At 31.9% G+C, this 20,382-nt stretch carries 17 protein-coding genes; 2 read left to right on the top strand and 15 right to left on the bottom strand.

Features of this window, described 5'->3' with window-relative positions:
- Positions 1-470 precede the first annotated feature (470 nt).
- Positions 471-881 carry a Fur family transcriptional regulator gene (locus PKC55_RS13230; RefSeq protein ID WP_283687064.1) on the top strand — a complete coding sequence of 137 codons (411 nt, stop codon included), beginning with the start codon at positions 471-473 and terminating at the stop codon, positions 879-881.
- 34 nt (positions 882-915) lie between these two features.
- Here the strand turns inward: PKC55_RS13230 and PKC55_RS13225 are convergent, their stop codons facing one another.
- The 14 genes from PKC55_RS13225 to PKC55_RS13160 all read right to left on the bottom strand — a co-directional run bounded on the left by PKC55_RS13225 (position 916) and on the right by PKC55_RS13160 (position 17,824).
- Positions 916-2,112, bottom strand: a complete 1,197-nt coding sequence (locus PKC55_RS13225; protein WP_283687065.1) for a glycosyltransferase family 2 protein — start codon at positions 2,110-2,112, stop codon at positions 916-918.
- Between the two features lie 21 nt (positions 2,113-2,133).
- Entirely contained in the window at positions 2,134-3,255 is a 1,122-nt protein-coding gene (locus PKC55_RS13220; protein WP_283687066.1) for a glycosyltransferase, read from the bottom strand.
- Positions 3,252-4,697, bottom strand: a complete 1,446-nt coding sequence (locus tag PKC55_RS13215; RefSeq protein ID WP_283687098.1) for a lipopolysaccharide biosynthesis protein — start codon at positions 4,695-4,697, stop codon at positions 3,252-3,254. Before PKC55_RS13215 ends, PKC55_RS13220 begins: the two co-directional genes overlap by 4 nt.
- A 6-nt stretch (positions 4,698-4,703) precedes the next feature.
- Complete coding sequence (locus tag PKC55_RS13210; protein ID WP_324373362.1) at positions 4,704-5,660, bottom strand: glycosyltransferase family 2 protein; 957 nt, start codon at positions 5,658-5,660, stop codon at positions 4,704-4,706.
- Complete coding sequence (locus tag PKC55_RS13205; RefSeq protein ID WP_283687068.1) at positions 5,645-6,271, bottom strand: acyltransferase; 627 nt, start codon at positions 6,269-6,271, stop codon at positions 5,645-5,647. The genes PKC55_RS13210 and PKC55_RS13205 overlap by 16 nt, the downstream gene beginning before the upstream one ends.
- Before the next feature lie 2 nt (positions 6,272-6,273).
- Positions 6,274-7,383, bottom strand: a complete 1,110-nt coding sequence (locus tag PKC55_RS13200) for a glycosyltransferase family 4 protein (protein ID WP_303893165.1) — start codon at positions 7,381-7,383, stop codon at positions 6,274-6,276.
- A 15-nt stretch (positions 7,384-7,398) separates the two neighbouring features.
- On the bottom strand, positions 7,399-8,550 hold the full coding sequence (locus PKC55_RS13195) for a glycosyltransferase family 2 protein (RefSeq protein ID WP_283687070.1): 1,152 nt from the start codon (positions 8,548-8,550) through the stop codon (positions 7,399-7,401).
- Positions 8,547-9,437: a glycosyltransferase family 2 protein gene (locus PKC55_RS13190; RefSeq protein ID WP_283687071.1), complete on the bottom strand. Its 891-nt coding sequence runs from the start codon at positions 9,435-9,437 to the stop codon at positions 8,547-8,549. The genes PKC55_RS13195 and PKC55_RS13190 overlap by 4 nt, the downstream gene beginning before the upstream one ends.
- A 20-nt stretch (positions 9,438-9,457) precedes the next feature.
- On the bottom strand, positions 9,458-10,720 hold the full coding sequence (locus PKC55_RS13185; RefSeq protein ID WP_324373356.1) for an O-antigen ligase family protein: 1,263 nt from the start codon (positions 10,718-10,720) through the stop codon (positions 9,458-9,460).
- A gap of 236 nt (positions 10,721-10,956) precedes the next feature.
- Positions 10,957-12,864 (bottom strand): GumC family protein, encoded by a 1,908-nt coding sequence (locus tag PKC55_RS13180; RefSeq protein ID WP_324373354.1) that lies wholly within the window; start codon positions 12,862-12,864, stop codon positions 10,957-10,959.
- Between the two features lie 222 nt (positions 12,865-13,086).
- Positions 13,087-13,818: a TolC family protein gene (locus PKC55_RS13175; RefSeq protein WP_283687074.1), complete on the bottom strand. Its 732-nt coding sequence runs from the start codon at positions 13,816-13,818 to the stop codon at positions 13,087-13,089.
- 32 nt (positions 13,819-13,850) lie between these two features.
- Positions 13,851-15,002, bottom strand: coding sequence for a sugar transferase (locus PKC55_RS13170; protein WP_283687075.1), 1,152 nt, complete (start codon positions 15,000-15,002; stop codon positions 13,851-13,853).
- Positions 14,999-15,364: a response regulator gene (locus tag PKC55_RS13165; protein ID WP_185146729.1), complete on the bottom strand. Its 366-nt coding sequence runs from the start codon at positions 15,362-15,364 to the stop codon at positions 14,999-15,001. Before PKC55_RS13165 ends, PKC55_RS13170 begins: the two co-directional genes overlap by 4 nt.
- 120 nt (positions 15,365-15,484) lie before the next feature.
- Positions 15,485-17,824 carry an LruC domain-containing protein gene (locus PKC55_RS13160; RefSeq protein WP_324373350.1) on the bottom strand — a complete coding sequence of 780 codons (2,340 nt, stop codon included), beginning with the start codon at positions 17,822-17,824 and terminating at the stop codon, positions 15,485-15,487.
- A 373-nt stretch (positions 17,825-18,197) separates the two neighbouring features.
- On the opposite strand from PKC55_RS13160, the gene PKC55_RS13155 reads away from it, so the two are divergent.
- Positions 18,198-19,328: a hybrid sensor histidine kinase/response regulator gene (locus PKC55_RS13155; RefSeq protein WP_324373348.1), complete on the top strand. Its 1,131-nt coding sequence runs from the start codon at positions 18,198-18,200 to the stop codon at positions 19,326-19,328.
- Here PKC55_RS13155 and PKC55_RS13150 read toward each other — a convergent pair.
- Positions 19,325-20,380, bottom strand: coding sequence for an endonuclease/exonuclease/phosphatase family protein (locus PKC55_RS13150; protein ID WP_324373347.1), 1,056 nt, complete (start codon positions 20,378-20,380; stop codon positions 19,325-19,327). The genes PKC55_RS13155 and PKC55_RS13150 overlap by 4 nt on opposite strands.
- Between the last annotated feature and the right edge of the window lie 2 nt (positions 20,381-20,382).

The raw sequence follows: 20,382 nt of genomic DNA, 5'->3' as shown, positions 1-20,382 counted from the left end.
TAGAGGGTGGTGCTCGTAGATAATTGAGTTGGGTTATCGAGTTATATCCATTTTCCAGATATAAGGAATATATCCGGCTAGTATATATTATTTGTATTGTATCCGAAATGCGAAAACTAGCTTCAGTAAATAAAGATAACGTGAGTTTACAAACCTGACATGTATTACTATTATGTTGAGGTTTATGTTTATGTTTATCGTTAGCATGTGAACAATGTTCTTCGTAGCACTCATATTTATAAATATGAATACCCTTAACTATAAGCGGGGTTATGAAGATAGCCGCTAATAGCCACGCCAAGATAATTTTATTTACTTTATATTGCCTCACACCGAATATGAATTTTGACTAGGAGACAGCAAAGATATAAATTTTATTTAAATGCAACATTGTTTCAATATTAATATATAATCAATTTGTGTGGTCTGTGATTTTGTGGTACTTTTGTTTACCTATAAATATTGATATTATGAATGCAATAGATATACTCAGAAATAAGGGTTTAAAGAAAACAGCTCAGCGAGTTATGCTGATTAATATTTTGCAAAAGAGGAGTATTTCTTTAACCGAGGGTGATATAAAGATGGAGATGGGAGATCTTTACGATCGTATAACTTTTTATCGCACTGTTCAAACATTATTGGAAACTGAAATCATACATAAAATTACAGTTGATAACATAACAAAATATGTACTGAATGATATTCATCTTTCAGGCAATAAAAAAGATCATGCTCATTTTTATTGTAAAAGTTGTCATTCAATAACTTGTCTCGATAATATATCTTTAAAAAAGTATAACTTACTGGAAGGATTTAAATCTGACGAATGTGAGATATTAATAAAAGGTAGTTGTAATAAATGTAGTGAGCCTCTATAATTCGGTTCTTTCTTGGTATCTTGATTTTTCCAATTTAACTATTTTGAGTAGATTTTCTTTTAACTTTCTCCCATATTCCGCTATTACTTCTTTTCTTTAAATAAGAATATGCCTTTATGACATTTAAGTTCATAAAAAGAAAATAATATGGAATAAACAGCACTTTATTTTTTATCTCCTTTTTAGCAAGTGTATATCCTACAAAACCTAATAAGTAGAAAATAACTTGTAATATTAATAATATAGCAGGCAATGTACAAGTAGGGTAGGTTTGTATACAAAGTAATACATTAAGAGGTAATAGAGCAAAAAGAGCCAAAGGTGTTATGGTCCATCTCAACACGCGATGGGATATATACTGAAAGCTTAGTAGCCCGTATCTGAAAATATTAAGTAATGGACATAATCTCCATACAGCTTGTAGTCCTCCTGCTGCAATTCTTACTTTTCTTTTTTCTTCTTCTATCATCGAATCGGAGCTATATTCCATAGCATATGCTTCGGAACAATATGCTATGCGATAACCTTTTTGTGCTATTCTTAGAGACAAGACGAAATCATCAAGAATTGTATCTTTTGGAATATATTCAAACAAATCACGTCTTATGGCAAATAACTCACCCGCAGCACCAACTACAGAGTATAAACGAGAGTCTAAGCTTTTTAATACAGATTCGTAGCGCCAATAAAATCCTTCGCCACTAGACGATGCGTTATCCTTTGATTCTATATTTACCCTTTTTTCTCCTGTTACACAACCGACTTTACTGTCTGCAAATAGTGATACTATCTCATTTATACTTTGAGTGTTTAGTATAGCATTTGCATCTGTAAATATAACAATAGGAGTATCTATGTAAGACATGCTTCTGTTTAAGGCTGCAGTTTTGCCTTCACGTTCAGATTCATGTAAGATTTTTATATTAGGATACGACTTTAGCATTTCTACTGTACTGTCTGTACTACCATCAGTAACCCAGACAACATGGAGCTTTTCCTCTGGATAATTTAAAGACTCTATATTGGCCATTTTTTCGACCACAACGTTTTCTTCATTATAAGCTGCGATCAGTAAGGTAACATCGAGTAACTCTACTTCTTGCAACTTATTTTTGCTTCGGGGTTTAAAAATTTCTTTGATTTTTACCAGAAACCAAATTAAGATGCCATACCCTAAGTAAGTATAGAAAATAATGAATGCAAATAGGCAGAATACAATAATTAAAATCATAGAAACAACAATTCAAATCGTTTATTTACAAGCTAAAATAACCTTTTCCATCTGATTCTTCCATGAAAGATTATTGATAGAGTTGCGTATTTCTATAGCAGGTATTGTTTTTACTTTTTCATAAAATGCAATCACGTCAAGGATATTTATTGGTGATTCGTCAGCACTTACTTTCATAATATAAGGTTTTTCTTCAAAATCATTGTCTACTTCGGAGTAGATAAATGGAATGCCTCTTGCTGCGTATTCTCGGTTTTTTAGAGTCTTTATATTGGTGATTCCACTTCGATGACGTCCCAGGCTGGCAATTCCTATTGATGCTTGATTAAACAAGCTATCTAAGCTATCTCCATATTGTGGACCGTGAAAGGTGACATAGTTCTCCAATTTATTCTGGATTATGTAATTTTTCAATTTCGAGATTTCTCGTTCATCTCCGTACCCAACAATTTCATACCGAACTTCGACATCTTGTTTCACTTTATAATATTCGGTTAATCCTTTTAGTAAACGGTCGAATCCATGCCAAACATGAATTTCAGCTACGCTTATCAGAGTAATTATATTCGGATTACTATTTGTCGGCTCTTTTATTTTTATAGCATCGAAGTCTATACCATTCGATATATTAATTGTTTTTGCTCCAAATATATTTGTTTCGTTTGAAAATGTCACAATTCTGAATATATTATGAGCTAGTTTGCGGCGAAAGAGTTTATCTGTAAGTAGCTGTAGGCGAGTCGGCAAAGAACTGTTGATGTATTCGTTGTCGTATGGATAGGTAGGGATTTCGAGTAATGTTTTCACCCCTACTTTAGCCGCTTGCTTAACAAAGGAAATTAAAAACGGATTTGCATTGTGATATGATCTAATATAAATCAAGTTGATGTTGTTCTTTTCTATATAATTTAATATCGCAGAATAGTCAACTCTTTTCTTTATTTTGGCTTTAATTCCATGCCCAATATTTTCAAGAACCTGATCATCTATCATTCGTCTCTGATAACCATCATTCTCAATATGAATATAGCATAGACGTGTCTCTACATCACACTTTTTCAAAGCACTAACCTGATAGTGTATTTTTTTACTGATGCCGTTATATGCCTCAAACCCATGAAAAATCAGGTATAATAGTTTCATCTCATTTTATTTTTTAATTTACCACAAATATCAATTTCTTTTGTTAGCTGTATATAAAGGCTGTATATAAGCATAAATATTAAACTTTTAAACAAAGCACTTATAAATATGTTTGATATTGTTATTAACTGAGATATAAATAGTAGAATTGAAAATAGAATGATACTAAGAATTATTGGAGATATGAATTGTTTCACAAAATTAATAATACTTGTCTTTAAAGTGTATCGGTACATGATATAGTAACATTGAATAAAATTCATAGTAAATGTAATTGTGATGCACCATGCAACTGCAATAAGCGAATTAAATATAAATATTCCGATTAATATTCCTGAAACATTTAATATAGAAGATAACAGTCCACTTATGAATAATAATTTTGTTGCATTAGCTGCTTGAAAAATAGCACCGGATGTAGATAATATAATTTGTATTCCGACAGATAAGGATAGAATCTGAAATACAGGTATAGAGTTTATCCATTGATCGCCAAATACTATTAATACAGCCTCTCTTGCTGTGAACCAAAGTAGTATAGACAAAGGAAACCCAATGAAAGCTAAAAGACGGACAACTTTGAGATAAGAGAATGATAATTTTTTAAGGTCATTCTGAAAGTCTGAAAAAATAGGATGCATAACAGGTGTTATGGCATAGGTTATATTTTGTAATGGTAACATCATTAGACGATATGATTTTTCATAATATCCGAGCAAAGACATTCCCATATATTTCCCGATAAGTAATTTGTCAAGATTCCTACTAAAGTAATTTATTAGATTGAACAGAAACTGATAAGAGGAGTAAGAAAGTATAATCTTCAATGAAGAAATATTAAATATAATCTTCATCTTTTGAGGATAACGCAATATGTTAACAATAAATAGAGTTGCACTTGAAAAGATCGGATTAATAAGCAAAGCATATAATCCAGCTCCATTTAAGGCCGCAATTATAGATATAAATCCACCTAGAAATTGAACTACAAATGTTCGAAAGGCAATGAATTTAAATTCCTTATTTCTGTACAGTAATGCGCTCGGAACAATATTAACTGTAACAAAGAATAAATTTACAGACAATATCTGACATATGTTGATAAGATCGTTTTTTTCATAATAAGACGCTATAGCCCACGATGAAAAAAAGAACCCAAGAGAAATAATTATCCCCAACCAAACAGTAAAGGAGAAGATATCGGATAAATTTTCTTTAGTTAAACTTTTATTCTGGATTATTGCAGGCGCTAATCCTAAATCGCTAAAAACACTAAAAAAAGTAATGATAACCATAGCTATCGCTATTAGACCAAAATCTTGAGGGGTAATAAGTCTAGCTAATACAGCAGAAACAATTAATGATACAATAATACCACTGTATTTAGATATTGCATTATATGTGACACCTGTAAATAAATCTTTTTTTAATGACACTTGGATTAATTATTATTTTGTATATGATTTTAATTTTATTAGCCAAGGAAAAAGAAGGACGAGCCATGACTTAACTGATATATATTTACGATAGTGAAGAAAGCAAGTCTTGGCAATACTAAAGCGTTCGTACCATCTAAATATATTGGCCATATATATAGCAGGATCAAAAAAGGACCGAATAGTTTTATTTATTGTTTTTTTTATAATTTCATTTTGCCCGGATGCAAATTTTATAAGTTCATCTACGACTATAAAATAGTTCCTAACATTAAAGATCGTATATTGTTTAGTCATAATTGAATCGGGGCGAAATCGTCTGTGAAAGAATGCTTCAGGGATATACGCTACTCTTTGTGCCTGAGTGTATAACTTTGCTGTAAATAGTTGATCCTCATGTATTATTCCTGGTAGGAAATTTAAGGATAAAGAAGTTATATAATTATGCTTTATAAATAGAAGACAGACCGAAGATCTATAGCCTGAAGTCTCGAGCAATGTGTTTAAACTTTGTAATCCCGTTTTAATTTCACTTGTAATCTTCTCTTTTCTATTATAAGATATTGGTGCTTGTATATTGCTATCTGTAAATGTTATTGCATCAAAAAAAACGAAATCAAGTTGTTCTGATACACATCTTTCATAACAGACTTTTAATGCGTTTGTATCCAGTATATCATCACTATCCATAAAATAGATGTATTCTCCATTGGCATAATTTAGTCCTTGATTTCGAGCAGATGACAGCCCTTGATTCTCTTGAGAATGAATAAATATACGCTTGTCAATGTCTTGCAATAGAGTTATTACTTGCAAACTGTTATCCGTAGATCCATCATTAATAATTATAATTTCTAATTCAGGTAGCGTCTGATTTATAATTGAACGAACCGATTCTTCTACATATTTTCCTGTATTATAAACAGGTATGATAACACTTACTTTTGGCTTAATTACATCCTTACCCATTCTTTTTTTTGAAAATCAAATTTTTTTATAACTCGTGCGGGATTTCCTACGGCTACACAGTATGACGGTATATCTTTTGTTACAACGCTTCCTGCTCCGATTTGTGCACGTGTACCAATATGAACTCCAGCTAATATTACAGAATTTGAACCGATATGAGATTCGTCTTCGATAATTACTGTACTCTTAACTAAATCTTGTTCATTAGAGTCTATAGAGGCATCGGCATATCCATGATTAAATCCGGCAATAAAAACATGTTGTCCCAATCCGACTTTATTTCCAAGAGTTACAGGTCCAATGATTACAGAACCAATTCCTATACGCGAGTTATTACCTATTATTACATCTCCAGCTCCATTATTAATCGTTGTGAAGTCTTCGATTAACACATTGTCGCCTAGATTGAATTTATTCCAAGGGAATACATCTATTCTAGACCTCCTTTGTCTTATTTTACACCCCTTACCTTTTTTGTGAACCCAAGGGTTTACTAATAAACGAACCCATAATCGAGGTCTGGGATTCAATGATGGAGATATTAATTTTATAATAAAACTCTTGATCGTTCTATTTTTTTTTAATTTTTCTTTTAAAAGAGATATATTCATTTTTATGATTTATATTCATTTAATAATTCTCTAGCTGTATTTTCCCACGAAAACGAATTAACTCTTACTCTTCCGTATTCAACTAATTTTTGATACATTTCTTTATCATTTTCTATAAGTAGCAGCTTATTAGCAATATCTTGTTCGTTATATGGATCTGTGTATAAAGCTCCCTCACCTGCTACTTCGGGGATAGCCGATGTATTGGATACAATAACAGGGGTTCCGCAGCCCATCGACTCGAGTATTGGTAGTCCAAAACTTTCTCTCAATGATGGGTAAATGAAAACAAATGCTCCATTGTATATATATGGTAGATCTGAATTATTTATATACCCTGGACAGTGTACAAAAGGTTTTATGTGCTCTATATTTTCCTTCTTGAGAATTTCTTCAATAATAGATTTATTAATATCTAAAATCAATAAAGGTCTTTTATAATCGGATTTCTCGAGATATAGAGCATAAGCTTTTATTGTTCGCGAAGTGTTTTTTTTAGGATCTGTGTTCCCAAAGAATAAAATATAGTTGTCATCTTCTATATATTTGTTTGTAACATTATGATAGTTTGGTATATAATGAAATCGCTTATTATATCCATTGTGAATAGTGACTACCTTAGATGATGGCGTATTTGTTTTTTTACAAATGTTTTCGCGTTCAAAATCTGATACGGTGATGATTTTCTTGCTTTTAGATAATATTCGAGGTACAACAAGTTTTCTATATATGCGTCCTAAATTTTGGTATAGAGACTTATTCGAACTTTGTTTCTTTTCTAAAAATATTATATCATGTAATGTTACTATCAACGGTACATTTACAAACAGAGGTGCAGTATTACTTGTACAGTGCAGCACATCGGGTTTTATTTTAGATATAGCACGAGGCAGTCCTATTTGCTCCCATAATATATAGGACGGACATTTTACTTCTATTATATGAAAATTTGAGGTTTTTTCTAAACACTTGTCTGGTCCCGGTGCAACGAATATATAATACTCATTAGAGGTATCTTGTCTTTGTATTTCCTTCAAAGCTTCTAGAATGACAATATCCATTCCATGTTTCTTCTTTCGAAATATACGTTGTGCTTCAATCGCAATCTTCATTTACTATTCTTAATGTCAATGTTCTGTGTGTATAAATTTCTTTTTTGCGCCTTTCATTCTGAATAGATTAATAACCATTAAAATAAAAAGCTTAGGCAATTTTCTGAGTATTTTAATCAAACGCTCATTAACCATTTCATCCGGGATAGCAATGGCTAGAGATAAGCACATAAACATTAGCAATATCCACCATTTTATAGACCAAAATATATTAATAAACAAAAATAGAACTGCAAGAACGAATATTAATCCCAATAAAATCAATCGAGGGAGCATAGCCCATTGTATAAGTTTATTAAATAAATCGATATTTCCTGTACTCAATGCTTCTGAAATATATTTTATTCCTTTTGCCAAATTTTCGTATTGAGAAGCCATCCATCGTCGTCGTTGATTATAAAAGACTTGTTGATTCTGTACTTTCTGATCATATACAAATACATCTTCCAGATAATCAATATATATACCCTGTCGTAATAATTGTAGCTCCAATTCTTTGTCTTCTCCTACAGAAGATATGTTTTTAATATTCTTTTTAAACCATTTGTATTCGAATGCCATTCCTGATCCACTAAGAGCAGACGATAAGCCTAACCGTATATGCCCGCTCCTGAAAAAAGAATTGTTTATCTCTTCGCTCGCGGCATCTAAGATAGCCATGTCTGTCTCCGGATTTTTTGCTATGCGGTGAACCTGTAGGGCTCTTATACCAAAGAAAAATACTTTATTTATTTCATTCAAAAAATTAGCACTTACCGTATTGTCCGCATCTATTATTGCTACAACATCATAATTATCTTTACTTAAATTGTCAAGAGCAAAAATTAAAGCTTTTGCTTTTGTACTGTCTTCGTAATTTGCAATAAGCAGCTTAATAGGTAATTGTGAAAGTTCTTCGTTTGTTTCATCTTTTAGCTGATCCGAAATAACAACAACATCGAAATAACTTTTAGGATAATCTTGCGCAAGGAAGGATTTTACGGATGATACTATAACCTTATCTTCTTTGTACGCCGGAAAAAGAATAACATATTTGAGTTTATTGTCTGTTTCAGGGTATTGTATCTTTTTCTTATTTAGCGAAGCTATTGCAAAAATAAGAAGATACAAAACAGAAAATAACATCAATACAAATAATATTGAATCAACTATATTAATGAGGATCATAAAGTTTTTTTCATATTAGTAAAATTAATCATTCCCCTTATAGAAGCTCTAACTAGATCGAGACGTCCATTCAATGTGTAGGTAAATATACCTTTAGGATTAGCGATAAGAAATTGATATAGTATAGCCACTAATCGAATTATTCCTCTTCTGTTCCTCCATGCATACAGTAATCTGTTGCGTGTCATATAATAACATCGCAAAGGACTATTTTGTCCTACGCTCCGACTTTCTTTATGAAATACTACAGCTTGAGGATTATACCACAATTCAAATCCATTTTTTTTTATTTGTTCGCACCAGTCTAACTCTTCGTAATACAAAAAATATATTTCCGGCATTAGACCTACTTTTTTTATAATATCTCGCCTAAGCATCATCGCAGCTCCATGCAGGAATGGAGATTTGGCTGGTGTATCGTATTGCCCAAGATCAGGCTCACCAAAACCTATAAGGCTATTTCTCAATGTGACTTGAGATAAATCTGTATAGCCTGCAAACTGAATAGTATTGGAGTCTGCAAATTTTATTTTAGGAGAAACTGCTCCTACTGTTGCGTTTGAATCTAAAAATTCTGCGAGACTTAATAATGAATCATCTTTAATATATGTATCATTATTCAATAATAAGACATATTTTCCTTTAGCCTCGATTATACCTAAATTATTGCCTCCTGCAAAACCTAAGTTTGAATTACTGCTTATACAATGTATGTTCCTATATTTTGCTTGTATCTCAGTAATTTCATCTTTTAGAGAAGCATTATCCACTATAATGATTTCATAGGATACGTCTGACAAATTTTGCATTAAGCTATCTATCATATGGCATGTATCATTCATCCCATTGTAGTTAACGCTTACTATAGATATATATACATCATTCATATCCTTATGCTAAACCTTAATTAGATAGAGGTATATTCATTCTTAGAGGACAACTTGTTATTTTCGGCTTCTTTATTTTCGATCTCTTTATCAAAATACCGTCCCATCATGATGAATGCCATACACATATATAAAATCGGTCCGGTAGGAAACTGTTGTAGAACCTCATTTCCATAAGATGCAATTAAAATCCCTGATAGACCTGCTATTAGAGCACTCATTATGCCTTTAAGTTCTTTATTCTTGATACGAAACAATATATCATATATTCCTCTTGCTAGTACAAATAGAAAAATAGAAATAAAAAGAATGAGGCCAACAATACCTGTTTCTATCCATACATAAATAAGGGAAGAATCTGTAGCTAATCCATACATGTGATCGTTTGAATCCGTGTGTTTCGCTTTTCCTATACCAATTCCAAAAGGATGGTTAGGCATGAACTCCCGCATCTTTTTCTGATTTTCAATCCTTACATTGAAAGACGCATCTTCGGCTCCATGAAAAGCAGTTCTCATACGACGTATATCTGCGTTACTTTGCCCAATATTGGTGAAATTTAGGAAAATAAATAAGGATAATATAAGAAATGTGCCTCCAATAATAACTTTTTCGAGCTTTGATATTAGAATAAAGGTTGCATATCCCACAAATAATATCGCTAAAACTGTTCTAGTTCCCGATATAAGCATACCATAACCAGCCAAAATAGCTACAATAAAGAAAAACACTTTAACCTTTTTACTTTTGATATATAATGCACTTATCGAGAATACAACCATGGATAAAGCCATGCTACAACCAAAGTTAGCAGCATCAGTGAAAAATGAAAAATATCGAATACCCGAATAAATAACATGTGTTCTAGCTCCGTCTTCAACATACAGCCAATGGTTTTCAGCCGAATCAAATCCTATAAATTTTTGAATGATAGCTTTTAATACAGCAAAAATTGTAAGTATTCCCCATAGAAGGAGCACCTTTTTCAGATCTTTATAGCGTTTGAATAAAGCCGTGGTAACAACTATAAATAAGAATAAATAAAATCCCAGTCCCCTGACAGAAGTCATCCAAAGCTCAATCGTTGTATATGGATTCAAGATTTCCATAATACAATAAATAAGCCAAAAAAGAGAGATATATGTCAATGGATTATTAAATCTTTTCCAATAATCGACAGAAAAGAATACCGTACGGAAAAATAGAATAAATAATATGAATGCCAATAAAGCATCTATTACCATTCCTCCGGGAATACTTGGTCCGTACCGGCTGATACCCATAATTATGTAATTAACTATGAATAGAATCATCAGAAGCGATTGAGGAAATTTGAAAAAACAGAATAAGATAAGGCATGTTGTTGGTATACAGGCGAATAATATCCCGCTAATAAAGTTCCGTGTATATATAGTTGTTCCTAATATAATCAGTAGTCCAAGAAAGAGCCCTAGATAAAAATATTTATCATAAAATTTGGAATATATGTCTGAGGGTTTGCTCATTTCTGGCTAATGTATTAATTATTGGCTTCGATATCCTTTTTTAGCGGTTTTATTCCTGTTATATTTTCTACTACAGCATGGCTTACATTTGTTAATAGAATCATAATCGGAACATCTTTTGAAAGTCTTGTTATCTCATCAAAAATTAACTGATCGCTACCTTTCCATTGTTTTTTTGCGTCGAGTAATATCAAATTAAAAGAAGCGGTTTGTAATAAGTTTTTAGGTATTGGATTCTCTTTTATTGAAGGATATTCAACAATCACAACATCATTGTTAATTATATCTATATTGATATCTGATAATTTGTTGATCAACAGATAGCTTTTTGAAGAGTTCGAGAAATCTTTCGTCCAATCAATATTTTTTACAGATAAACCTATGCTTTTCCAATAATCCGATAAAGCATTTGCTATATATGTTTTTTGAACTCCATTTGAAATACTGAAGAAGTTTATTATACTAGGTTTTTCAGATGCAAAGTAATTTAATAAGTTATTGCCTAATAGTAGTATACAGGTTTCTTCATAAGATTTTCTAAAAATTCTTTTACCCAATTTACCTTCTTCTGGAAATACTCCTAAAACTTTACCTAAAGTAATGTGTTCAGTTCGCATTTTATCTAATAACCTTCTATCAAATAATTCTTTTAATAAGAATAAACTGATTATAAATATAACACTAGCTACATAAGAACCTAAAACTATAGCTTTTCTTTTTGTAGGTTTTGATAATAGTGGAAATGTAGGCTCATTGAGTACTTTCAATGAAGCGGAGTTCATTTCTAAGCTTTTTAATCTTAATCGGGCCGTATTAAGGCTTGATAAAATTGATAAATAAGAACGTTCAAGAAAGTCAATACTTCTTTCTTTCCGTTTTATTGTAGAACCTATTGGCGAGAAGTGAAGGTATTCCTGATCCAATTCGGCTCGTCTTCTATCTAAAACAGCAAGTTCTGCGGAAGCTTTTTCATTTTTTAATACTTCATCAAGCCATTGGGATACGAAATTGGATGTCGGGTAACCATCCTTGGTATATTTTTGATTACTCAATGTATTCATAATTACATGAAGATCACCCTCTGCAGTCTTAAGATCGGCTTTGTACCTATTAATTTGTCTTTGATTTGCGGGACTAACTAGAGAGTCTTTGTAGAATGGTTCTATCTCGGCAATTTTACTGCGTAATTGAGATATAGTATTGAGTTTGGAAATAAACTCAGAGTTGTTTTTTATTGATGCTAAGTTTTCCGATATCTTACTTTCTAGATGAGTAATTAATGCCTTAGAACTACTATATCTAAGCAATGCATCCTGATATATCAATTGGACATCCTTATCGTATGCTGCTACCTGTTTTGTTTGTTCGTCGTAGTTGATAACGCGATTTTCAATATTATAGTTTGTTAAAGAATCTTCTCCATTTCTAAGCTCTGAACTCACTTGAGCTAGCTCTTTCTCAAGGTGATGAATGACATTATTGGTTGTTCCGAACTGGATATCTTGATACTTTTTTTCATATGATTGATTGAGTATTACCAAAGTATTGTATGCTATGCCCGGATCATTAGCTGTATATGTTATTTCTAGCATATCACTATTGCCTAGTTTCTTTACAGAGATTTTGCTTAAGGCCTCATAGCTATAGTGTGGATGATGCCAATTTAATAATCCATATATAAAATTCTTAGGATCGGACTTTTCATAAGCCAGAATATTCTCGAGTGTTTTCTCCTCTGATTTCTTATCTATAAGAGCCTGAACTTCTTTCGGTGTTATATTTAAGAGTTTCCTGTAATTGGATGCTTTGATGTAAATATTATCTTTTTCCGAATCACCATATATCATATCTTGCACATATAGCCGGAGTGCAACATCTTTCAATGTCTCTTTAGAGGTTACAATATTTATAATATTTTCCAAAGTGTTATTTAATATATTCCAGTTTTGGGACGTCGGCTGTTCGGGATCTAATCCATAGCTGGAGACAACACCAGTGAAAACTGTAGTTTCTACAGTATATTCGAGGTTAAGATGTCTTGTAGATAAGATAACTAAACCTGATATTAGCAACGGTACAATCAATAACCACCATTTTATTTTATTGATAAACGTATATATACACCTTATTTGTTGCATATTATTTTATTTAGATATAATTTGAGTTTTTGCCAATATCTCAAGCTGAAGTAGAGAGGAGTTTAAACTTGCTTTAGTCTCTTCATAGTCGGATACAGCTGTTGTATACACAGATTTTTGTTTCCCCAGTTCTTGGATAGTGATATTACCATTAATAAAGTCTGTTTCGCTTAGATTTAACTGAGCCTCTGCAAAGAGTAAGGCTTCTGATTTAATTTTTATTAATGCTAAGTCTTTCATTGCGAGACTATACATTGCTGCTATACGGATTTTTTGTTCATCATACCATTTCTCTTGTTCAAACTCAGTCGCTTCCATATCCAACCTTTGTTTTTTTACCCTATTCTTTCTATCAAAAATGTCATCTAATGGTATAGATACTGAAGCTCCAAAGTTGTACCAACTCTGTTTATTTCCTGAATATTGATAAAATATTGGGGTGTTTGTATCTGAAAAAGTTGTATTGTTACCTACTACCCCATATTGATAGTTGGTAACTAATTTGATGAAACTCAACCATCTTTTTTTCTCGGAATCTATCAAACTTTTATATCCCTGCTTTTTTTTCTCATAATAGCTGAGAATAGGGCTAGCTTTAGCGTTTTCGTATAGAACAGATATCGGAGGTAACTGAAAGTCTAGATAATCTTTAGGTTTTAACTCTGTTATATCTTGAGCTAGCAGAGAGATACTACAAGAGAATAGGAAAAATGTAATGATGACTAGTTTTAGTTTCATAAATGTAAAAACTTGCAAATACTTAATAGATGTTAAGCATCTTCTTTTTGTATAAATGAGAAAAATGTTTTAAAAATAATTTTGCAATCAAGCCATATGGAGTAATTGTGAGCATAATATATATCCAGCTGTTTTCTTTCTTCTGCTGACATCTTGCCCTCTCCTCCGCGCCTTTCTACTTGCCATAGCCCGGTTAATCCTGCCGGAGCTATAAAGCGTTCAATATATTCATCTCCGGTCAATAGTTCTGCTTCATAAAGAGGTAAAGGTCTATTACCTACTATTGACATATCTCCTTTTAATATATTTATCAATTGGGGGATTTCATCGATACTATATTTTCTCATAAATCTACCCATTTTTGTGACTCTGGGGTCGTGTGCTATTTTAAAAAAGGTTGTATCTTTTTTCTCTTTTTTCTTATTTAGATATTCATGTTCTGATATTTCGTAATCGTCTGAAACTAGTACCGTATCATCATTGATAATATCAGAGTTTGTTGTGCTTACTTCCAATGTTTTTTCTTTCGATTCTTTGGTGTACTGATTCATTGATAGATAACTAGAGAGGCGCTCCTCTGCATCTATATACATAGATCGGAATTTCAAGAAATTGAAAATGTAGAAGTTGCTCCCAACTCTTTTAGACTTATATAAAATAGGTCCTCTACTTTCAAGCTTGATTAAGACCATTATTAAAATCAAGAATGGAGATAGAACGATAAGAGCTGATAGTGAAATAATTATATCAAATATACGTTTACCTTTAGGTATTGTAAATACTTCATCAACCTTATTCTTTTCTTTTCTTTCTTTTTTATTTAGAATTTCATTTTTAGATATAAAATTAGTGATTGCTTTAAATACATCTGAATCAGCATACGGAGAAATAGTATTATTTGCTCCTGCCTCTATATATATACTAGTTTCTTCTTTTCCTATTTTTTTGGTAACGAGAATTATATATAGATTTTTGAATTTCTTTTTCAGGTATGCAATATTAACCTTATCTACATCAGGATTAATTTTTTCATATAAAAGAGGCTGGATTTTATTTGAGGGTAATTCTTTCAATATAATACCAGCCTCTTCTTTATTTTTGACTATAACTATATTTTCTTGTAATAACTCTTGAAAATGATTGATATATTCTTTATTACTACCTATATATATAATAAAAGTCATTTAAGGATTTTTTTTAGTCTAACTTTTAACTCCATCGGGTTAAAGGGTTTCAATATAAAATCTTCCGCTCCATTTTCTAATAATCGAATTCGATTGATACTGTTATCTTCACTAGAAAGGATAACCACGGGGATAGATTTAAAGAGCTCATTTTTTTTGATATATGCCAAAAACTCTTCACCAGTCATGAAAGGCATTCTCAAATCCAGGATAATCAAATCCGGTATCGAATTTTGCTCTAACCATTGAATTGCTTTTAATGGATTCTCAAAATAAATACATTCATAGTCCTCTCTAAAATAGTTCGCTATAACTTTGGCTATAGCTTCTTTATCATCAATAATTAATATTCTTTGCATTATTTCCTTTTTTTATCAGGGATTCTTCGGATAAACAAATAAATATGAAAATAGAAATAGATTGTTCCAAAATTCACGAATATCTCAATTTAATAAAATAATTTGAGATATTCGTATTATTTTCTATTGTTCTAATAAATATACTTTATTTGTTTCGTAAGTTTCATACCAATTAGGATAATTTTGCCCATTTGAAGATACCCATGATTTAAATTGAGGATATGCATCGATAATTCGAACCCACTCTAATGGATATTTCAAAGATTGTGGAACTCTTATGCCATATACTAAGTCAGATGTACTATAGTTTCTTCCAGAAGATACATCTGTCGATTTTTTTGTTGCTGCATAATTCCTTAAGTGAATTTCCTTCCTATTAGATGTATTATAACCACCGTTGACAATGAATACGTTTAGTATATCTATCAAAGAAACATTAGAAATATCTATAGGCTCGTTGAATGATATACTGATTGTGATAGCTTTAGCCGGGAAATGAGTTTCTCCTGCTTTAGTATTTATTATCTGAGAAGTGTTAGCCCCAAACAATGCATGAGCATTATCTGTAAGCGGAATAACTGCATAATCTTGATCGTTTTCCAAACCATTACTCATAGAGAAAACGTCGCCACTGAAGCTAGTGTTTGAGTTTGTTATACTTTTAATATTACCTTTCAATACACCGTCTAGTTGAATAGCTGCAGCAAGTCTTTTTGTAGCACCAACAGCTCTTACTTTACTTTGAATGTCTATTTTTGAAACTTTATTAGCGGCCGATAATGTATATCCTAAATTTATATCTAGAACAAAGTCATTCATGTCATAATCACCAATACTTGGGTAATTATCTTCAAAAGCATAAGTATAAGTTGTTCCTAATGTAGTACTTAGTGGATATGTTATAATAACGGGACCTCCTCTTTGAATAATATTTCCACCCTCGTTGCAGCTTGTTGCTTCAATGTCAACAGTAGACTCTCCTTTTCTTACAAAGTTAACATATTTAGTGTCTGAAGGAACGTCATACCCTGTTGAGCCTGAATTTGCAGGATAGTTTGATGACTCTATCTCTAAATAACCGGTAAATGCCGGGTGTCTCCATTCTGTGATTGAAAATTTCTCTAATTTTACTAAGGCTTTATTGCCAGAAGTAGGACCATTGATACTAGTTCCTGAGTTACTGAATTTAAGTTCATTGGTAACGTTCATTATAGCATAAGATCCAAGATTTATTTTATTATTACCCTGAAGGTCTAAAATGTTACATTTTAACAATGTTTCAGCAGCTGTATTTAATGTTGTGCCCTGGAAAGTTCCTTTATCATTAATGATAAATTTACATCCATTTTCAATTGTAGCATCATTAACAGTTATATTCTGAGTTGTAAATGCAGCATTGTTGTTGATGATTGAGTTCTGTAAGAATGTATTGCCATTAACTGTAAATTGACCTTTATTGATAAAATTCGCATTGTTGTTAATAGACAAGTTCTGAGCAGTCAAGGAACTTTCATTTATAACCTGTACATTACTCGTATTTGCTGATAATGTACCGGATGCAGACATTGTACCATAATTAAACAAACTTCTTATATTCGAAATGTTATTGATGTTGAATACAGTACTGTTGTTTACTATTTGTCCATTTTCATTATTCATATCCACATTAACCTCTTTCTTATCCGGATTGAATTGCCCTGTAGTAGCTACAACAATTTTAGCCGAACCATTTGCTTTTATGTTTGAAGAAGTCTGTGTTGGAATATATTTTCCTCCATCTTGAATAATTATTTTTAAATTATTCAATTCTGTATTAGTTGAAGTGTTTTTCCATGTTCCTTCCACATATACGTATGCATCGTACCAAGAACTATTGTTTATTTGCCCTTCAAATGTTTGCCCTGCCGGTATCACATATTGATTGCTTGAATAGCTGATGCTATATGATGATCCGGATATAACGGTTGCATTAGATGGTGTTGTATATGTTCTTGTTGGCGCAGTATAATTTATGTCTAAACTTTTAGTTGATCCTGATTTTAGTGTTGCTACGCTAGCTGACTTTAATGCGTTAGAGGTATAGATCGCTCTTACTGATCTTTTTCCTGTTGGGTCAGTTTCTTGGACATACAAGATACTATCAGACTTAGCATATGTAACCTTAGCTTTAAATGGTTCATTTTTCTTAGCTAGGCCTTCTGCCAAAAGTGATGCATTTGGTGAAATGATAGGGTTTTGATTAAAAACTTGTAATTTGTAATAATATGAACCATTGAATTGGTCGTCCACATCCAAATTGAGACTAATATTGGAACTTGTAGTCCAGTCAAAACCGGAAGGAACGGTTAAGTCTGATAATTCATCAGGTATTACCTGAGAATTAGGGTCATAATAATCTTGTTCACTGCAACTAGTTAGTAAAGCTATGAACAGCAATGCTGTATACGCAAATTTGATTTTCATAATTAAATAAAAATGGGGTTTTCTGATTGTCCTCAATATAAACTATATATAGTATAAATGGTTTTATAAAAAACTGAGTAAAAGTATATATATTTTCTTTATTATTAGTCATTTATTTCCAAAAAATATTATTGAAATATCTTAAGGTCATAGCTATAACAAAAATAAATACGCTCAAGTTCATTAATAGAAAAAATTAACACATTATGATTTTCTTGAATAATTCAGTTTGTAATGTCTTCAATGTCTATCTTATGTGAACATGCCTTTTTCTTTTAAAAATGTCCCGTTTCGTGAACTTCATAGGCACTTGTTTGTTGTATCTAATATCCAATAAAAAATTTTTATTAAAACTAACACCTAATTATTTAAAATGAAAATAAATCATTCCGATTATACAATATTAGTGGTAGATGATGTGATGACGAATGTATTACTCCTTCAAGTGTTATTGGATAAGGAGGGATTCAACGTTGTTACAGCAAATGAGGGACAAGCAGCCATTGAAATAATTCGGAATGATGCGCCAGATCTTATCCTTTTGGATATCAATATGCCTAATATGGATGGTTTTGAAGTGATAAGAGAGGTGAAAAAATACTCATTATATAGAGAGATTCCTGTCATATTTTTAACTGCGATGAATGATGTTGACAGTATTGTCAAGGGATTTAGATTAGGTGGGAGTGATTATATAACAAAGCCTTTTAATAAGGAAGAATTAATGGCCCGTATAATTCATCAACTCTCATTACTTGCCGCGAAACGTATAATTGTAAAACGAACCCATGTGCTTAAGAAGACGATTCTGGATAGGGACAAAATGTATTCGGTAATAGCACATGACCTACGTTCGCCAATGGCATCGATGATGATGATAATGAATTCAATAATGCATGACGTTGATAAAGATAAAGTCGATCCGGCAATATATGAGCTTTTGAAGCTTGCAAATAAAACAACCGAAGATATATTTTCCCTCCTAGATAACTTGTTGAAATGGACTAAGTTGCAGATCGGTAAGCAATTGGCTATTCCTCAAAGTGTAGATCTTGTCCCTATTGTGAAAGGTACTACGGACGTTTTTATGAATGTTGCCAGTATCAAGAATATTAAAATAGAATTTAATACAGAGGTTAAATCTGCGAATATTTTTTCAGATATAGATATGTTGAAAAGTTGTACGCGGAACTTAATCAGCAATGCCATTAAGTTTAGTTATGAGGGAGGAATAATTAAAGTACAAATAAAAGAAACTAATGATGAGTATATTGTATCTGTATCTGATAACGGATGTGGTATAAGTGAGGCAAATCAGCAAAAACTACTCAATGTAGGCACTCATTATACAAGCTATGGAACAGCTCAGGAAGAAGGTTCCGGGTTAGGACTGTTATTGACATTGGAATTTGTTCAGAAGAATAATGGCAGACTATGGTTTGAATCGAAAGAAGGAGTGGGGTCTACATTTTTCTTTTCTCTTCCCAAAGAAATAAACAATTAATAGTTTAATACTAAATCCATGATAACGGGATTATGATCGCTATAAACTTTTTTCGGTGAATCATATTTTATTCCTGTAATTTCTTTTGAATATAAGATGTAATCAATCCGTAGCATATTTAATAAACCTTTATAAGTATGCCCAATGCCGTTTCCACATTCTTTAAATCCATCTTGTAGATCTTTTTTGATGGTCTTGTATGCATATGAGGTTGGGGTATCATTCATATCTCCACAAAATATAATAGGCATGGTACTCGAGCAAATTTCTTCTCTGATAAGATTAGCCTGAGATGCCCGTATTCTTTGGTTTACATTCATTTTACTTATCGTCTTATGCAATGAGTTTGGAGTGTTCCATATCGAACCTATTCTTTTCTGATTGAAGTTTGTCGTCTGTAGATGGGCACTGATTAATCGTATCGTTTTGTCTTCAACCAGCAAGTCTGTTGCAATGGCGCTGTTATTGCTATTGTTGAATAATATAGGCTTTATGTTTTGTATTGGATAGCGTGAAAAAATCGCTACTTTTAAATAATCACTTCCATTTTCGGAGAAGGTATAATATGGTAAAAAGCTAAGACATTTTCTCAGAGAGTCTCCTATTTCCTTATTATTAGGATATTCTTGAATACAAAAAATGTCTACGTTTTCTGTTTTTACAAACTCTACTATTTCGTGTAAATTGCCATAACTATCATTTTTGGCCTTATTTTCACTTATATTAAAGGTCATTACCCGTATATTCTTTCCTCCTAGATCTACTTTTGGGGAAGAGTTAGGAAGTTTGTAGCCGGCTCCTAGAAAGCCTATACAGAAGGTGATGGCAATAATAGATGCGATGATAAATCTTTTAGTAATAAGTAGGTATAAGCAGCTTAGTATATTGAGGATTAAGATTACAGGTAATATTAGTCCTATAAAAGGAATAATACTATAATCTCTAGGGTCAAAGAATGGGGAGAGGACACCTACAATTGTAGTGCCTGCAATGAGTATACTAAAAATAACAATATAAAAGTTTACTAATTTTATTGCAGCAACTTTTCCCATTA

The organism is Dysgonomonas sp. (assembly GCF_035323175.1).
Lineage (GTDB): Bacteria > Bacteroidota > Bacteroidia > Bacteroidales > Dysgonomonadaceae > Dysgonomonas.
The sequence above is the reverse complement of the archived record's forward strand: the minus strand, read 5'-3'. Positions and strand labels throughout refer to the sequence as shown.